6 protein-coding genes are annotated in these 4574 nt (G+C 70.6%); all 6 read right to left on the reverse strand.

The genetic code is table 11. The features are described from left to right. Positions 1-533 (reverse strand): hypothetical protein (locus N869_RS13070; protein ID WP_052105538.1); only part of this gene is annotated, 533 nt, incomplete at its 3' end. Next, positions 533-1465: a flagellar motor switch protein FliM gene (locus N869_RS13075; protein ID WP_035062322.1), complete on the reverse strand. Its 933-nt coding sequence runs from the start codon at positions 1463-1465 to the stop codon at positions 533-535. The genes N869_RS13070 and N869_RS13075, both read right to left, overlap by 1 nt. Positions 1466-1695: 230 nt before the next feature. After that, positions 1696-2214 (reverse strand): flagellar basal body-associated FliL family protein, encoded by a 519-nt coding sequence (locus N869_RS13080; RefSeq protein WP_035062323.1) that lies wholly within the window; start codon positions 2212-2214, stop codon positions 1696-1698. A gap of 3 nt (positions 2215-2217) precedes the next feature. Continuing rightward, the gene (locus N869_RS13085; RefSeq protein ID WP_035062324.1) at positions 2218-3123 is read right to left on the reverse strand and encodes a flagellar motor protein MotB; all 906 of its coding nucleotides are present in this window, start codon (positions 3121-3123) and stop codon (positions 2218-2220) included. Further along, the gene (locus N869_RS13090) at positions 3120-3908 is read right to left on the reverse strand and encodes a motility protein A (protein ID WP_035062325.1); all 789 of its coding nucleotides are present in this window, start codon (positions 3906-3908) and stop codon (positions 3120-3122) included. The genes N869_RS13085 and N869_RS13090 overlap by 4 nt, the downstream gene beginning before the upstream one ends. After that, positions 3908-4198, reverse strand: a complete 291-nt coding sequence (locus N869_RS13095; RefSeq protein WP_084137161.1) for a flagellar FlbD family protein — start codon at positions 4196-4198, stop codon at positions 3908-3910. The genes N869_RS13090 and N869_RS13095 overlap by 1 nt, the downstream gene beginning before the upstream one ends. Between the last annotated feature and the right edge of the window lie 376 nt (positions 4199-4574).

The following is a 4574-nucleotide window of genomic DNA, read 5'->3' on the forward strand; positions in this document are numbered from 1 at the left end:
CGGCCGATCTCAGCGGTCAGGGTCATCTCCACGTCGTGGAGCAGGCGCAGCGGTGACCGCTCCGCCGCCGCGCCGCGCTGCTGGGGCACCGCCTCGGGGCGCTGCCGGACCCGCATCGCGAACCACGCCTGCGCCGCACCGTCCGGCCCCACCAGGGCCATGGTCACCACGTCGGACTCCTCCAGGGCTGCGCCCAACGGGGCCTCGTGGGCCTCGTCCAGGACGCCCGGCCCCAGCGTGGCCGACGCGGCCTCCAGCGCAGGACGCAGGGCGTCGGCGACCGAGATCGTGGCGTCCGTGCCGGCGAGGGCCTCGGCCACGGCCTGGTCGGCCACCACGATCAGCTCGGCGCTCGTCGTGCCGACGAACCCGGCACGCACGGCCACCGACTGCGGTCCCGGCAGGGTGGAGGGCTGCGGCTCCGCGACCTCCAGGGTCACGGCCGAGGGCAGCAGCCGGGCGAGCTCGCCCGCGGCGGCCCGCACGATCGCGGCGGTCTGCGCGTCATGGCGCGCGGTGGGCAGGACGGGCATCAGGGCTTCTCCTCGGAGGCGACGACCAGGCAGGCCAGCCGGGAGCCGTTGCTCCCCAGCGCGGCACGGGCGAGGGGGACGTCGCCGACGACGACGTCCAAAGGCTTGTCGGACCGGTGACGCAACGTGAGCAGGTCCCCGACCTGCAGGTCCGCGATCTCGGATGCGGGGACCACCCTCGGGGAGAACTGCACCGCGACCGACACGGGGACGTCGTGGACCTGCTCGGCCAGGCGGGCCTCGGCGAGCTCCTGCTCGCGGACCTCCTCCAGGCTGCGGTTGTCCAGCTCCTCGCCGGCCTCCAGGGCCGCGAGCAGCACGTCCGCCGGCATCATCATCGTCGCCGAGCTCTCCTTGCCCGCGACGTTCAGGTCGAACGAGGCGATGATCACCGGCTCGGACGCCGCGACCGCCTGCACGAACTGCGGGTTGTACTGCACCGACCGCACCGTGACGTCCAACGGGCACACCGACGCGAACGCGTAGGTCAGGTCGGCCAGGGCGTGCTGGAGCAGGTCCTTGAGCAGGTGCCACTCGATCTCGGTGAGCTCCCGGTCGCTGTCACCCGTGGACAGCCCGGGACCGCCCAGCAGGTAGTCGATCCACACCATCGTGGTGTCCAGGGGCATCTGCAGGGCCGAGGTGGACCTGCCCTGGTCCAGCGCGCACAGGACCATGGTGGTCATCGCGGGCAAGGACCGCACGTACTCGTCGTACGAACGCATCTCGACCGTGTCGAGGTTGACCTGCGCCACTACCCGGAGGCGGGACGTCAGCTGGGTTCCCCACTGGCGGGCGTACGTCTCGAACGCCATCTCCAGCGCGCGGCCGTGCTCGCGGGCGAGCGTCATGGGCCGCCGGAAGTCGTACGTCTCCGGCTCTGCTGAGCGCTTGCGGCGCGAGGTGGGTGCCGCCGTGTCCTGGACCGTCACGCAGTCCTCATCGGCGGGCGCACCGGGGGTGTGAGGGGAACCCGGAAGAAAGTGTGCTACCAGATTCGGGGCGGGTCCCGCGGTCAGGACCGGCGGTCGTGCCCCACGCCCCGGGCCCGTCGGGCCCACCGGGACGTGGTGAGGTGGCGCCCTCCATGGCGCCGCGAACGCACCGGCTTCCGTGCCGGCTCCCTGCGGACGCCCCGCGCGTGGCGGGACGCAGCACTACGTCACTGGGTGACGTAGTCGGTGAAGTAGACGTCGATCACCTCCCCGCGGTATGCGTCCTGCAGCCGGCTGAGGAGCTCGGCCTTGAGCTCCTCACGCCCCTCGGGATCGTTCACGTCCGACACCGCCTGACCCGAGAACAGCGCGATCGCGATGTCCAGCGCACGCGCCGTGTCGACGGTGCCGTAGGAGTTGTCCTTGGTCAGCTGCAGGCCCAGGCCCAGACGCAGGTAGTGCCCACCGGCCAGGTTGATGCTCACCGACTCCACGAGCTGCACCTTGCCCGGCTCCGGCGGCTTCTCGGCCTTCTCCGTCCCGGCCTCGGCCTCACCGGCGCCCGGCCCGATCATGAACCAGTACCCCGCCCCGCCACCCAGGGCCAGGATCGCGACCAGGACGATCGCCAGGCGTTTCTTCTTCCCGCCGGCCGGCGCCGCCTCGGGCTCCGGCGTCGGGGCGGCAGGAGCCGGGCGGGACCCGATCTTCGGCTTGGACGCGATGACACGCTGCTCGGTGGGCACTGTTCACTCCGCTCTGACGGCTGCGACTGAGGGCAGCAGCTCACGGACGGTCTCCGGTGCGCTGCTGAGGACCACCAGGTCCACACGACGGTTGGCCTCCAGGGCCTCCACCCCACCGGCGGACTCCAGAGGACGAGCCTCACCGAAGCCCACGGAAGAGATGCGATCGGGTCGAAGACCGTTGTTCTCGACCAGACGCCGCAGCACCTGCGTCGCACGGTCCGACGACAGCTCCCAGTTCGTCGCGTACCGGACGCTGGGCAGGACGTTGGCGTGCCCCTCGACCGAGATCTCCTCGGGAAGGTCGGCCAGGATCGGGCCGATCGTGTCGATGACCCTCTTCGCCGTGCTGGTGAGGCGGGCCGCGTCGGCGGCGAAGAAGACGTCGTCGGCGACCATCCCGATGAACAGGCCACGGTCGGTGACCCGGTACCGGACCCGATCCGACAGGCCCTCGGCAGCGAGCGCATCGGAGATCTCGTCGGCGATCCCCGAGAGGCGGTCGTACTCCCCGACGGCGAGCCGGTAGCTGCGCTCGTCCGGGGTCTCCACGTCCGCGTCCTCGTCGACCGAGGCGGCCAGGGAGCGGTCGAACTCCACTGCCGCCTGGGCGGCCAGGTCGGGGGTGATCTCGAAGGTGTCCAACGGCAACGGTCCGGTGCCGCTCTCGAGGATCGACGGCGTCGACGGCCCCGAGAACGGGCCGAACCCGACGGCGAGCGAGTCGCGCAGCTGCTCGAACTTGGTCTCGTCGACGCTGCTGATCGCGTACATCACGATGAACAGGCCGACGAGAACGGTCATCATGTCGGCGTAGCTGACCGCCCACCGCTCGTGGTTCTCGTGCTCCTCCTCCATCTGACGCTTGGCCTTGCGGCCGTGCCCGCCCGAGCCGTGACCGGAGCTCATGCCGCCTTCTTCCCCTCGGCCGCCTGGTGTCGCGCGACCTCCGAGGGGGGCATGAGCGAACGCAGCCGTTGTCCGACGAGCCGGGGGTTGGCACCGGCCTGGATGGCGAGGAGCCCCTCGACACTGAGCTCCATGTGCGAGGCCTCGAGCTCGGAGCAACGCGTGATGCGGGCCCCCATGGGCAGCCACATCAGGTTGGCCGACAGCAGGCCCCACAGGGTCGCCGCGAACGCCGCACCGATCATGTGACCGAGCTCGTCGGGCTGGTTGAGGTTCTCCAGGACGTGGATGAGGGACACGACGGTGCCGATGATGCCGATCGTCGGCGCGTACCCGCCCATGTTGTTGAAGAACTTCGCCGAGACCTTGTCCTCGCTGCGCTTGGAGAAGATGCGGCTCTCGAGCATGTCGCGGAGGTCGTCGGGGTCGGTGCCGTCGATCGCGGCCTGCAGGCCCTCCCGCAGGAACATGTCGTCCACGGTGCGAGCGGCGTCCTCCAGGGACAGCAGGCCCTCGCGTCGAGCGCGGTCCGCGAGGCCGACGATGGTCTCGACCGTGTCGTTGGCGTCGGGCTTCTTGAAGAACAGCCACCGGGGTGAGGTGGTGATCGCGTAGAGGGTGTCCTTGATCGTCGAGCTCGCGAGACCGGCGCCGATCGTGCCACCGAACACGATGATCATCGGGGCGATGATGAACACCGACATCGGGTCGGCGCCCTCGACGAGGATCCCGACGTACAGGAGCAGGAGCGCGAGGACTACCCCGGCGATGGTTGCCGGATCCATCAGTCGGCCTCCGGAACGGGTCGGACGGCTCGCAACGTCGGGGGCCTCAGTTCGGTCACGGCAGCGACGGTGGTGTCACCCAGGCCGTTCTCCGACATGTCCATCATCGCGGCGATCACCCGTGCCCGGTAGGCGACGATCAAGGCGGTGACCTCCTCGATGGACTCGGCGACGATGTACTTGGTGCCGTCTATCAGGGTCAGGACGGAGTCAGGCGTGGCCTCGATGCGTTGGAGCAGGTCGGGGTTGACCGCGAACTGCGGTCCGTTGAGCCGTGTCACGACGATCACGTCTGTGTCCCCATCCCTGGTACGTGCATGGCCGGACAGAGCCCGGCGCCGTGCGCGGGCCCGTCCGTGAGCCCTGTGACTGCCTGATCGGCCGAGGTGACCACTTCGTGAGGCTTCGACACCAAGTGATCAAGACCTGACGCCCACCCCCACACCCGCGCCGTCCCCGCCCCCGCACACCAGCGGGGAGCGCCTTCTGCGGATACCGCACCATCTGCTCCCCACGGGCGGACGCCCGCCCGCGCACCGACCCGCCGAGCGGGAACGGGGAGCACTCGGTGCGGATACCGCACCATCCGCTCCCCGTTGACCCGGGCCGCGCCGTCGGGGCGGGGGGACGGGTGCAGCCGGTCGGGGTGGGACGGTGCGCGGGGGT

The organism is Cellulomonas bogoriensis 69B4 = DSM 16987 (assembly GCF_000767165.1).
Lineage (GTDB): Bacteria > Actinomycetota > Actinomycetes > Actinomycetales > Cellulomonadaceae > Actinotalea > Actinotalea bogoriensis.

Excerpts from the sequence above, each read along its gene's own strand:
- N869_RS13085 (WP_035062324.1), bottom strand. The coding sequence starts at position 3,123 with ATGAGCTCCGGTCACGGCTCGGGCGGGCACGGCCGCAAGGCCAAGCGT.
- N869_RS13090 (WP_035062325.1), bottom strand. The coding sequence starts at position 3,908 with ATGGATCCGGCAACCATCGCCGGGGTAGTCCTCGCGCTCCTGCTCCTG.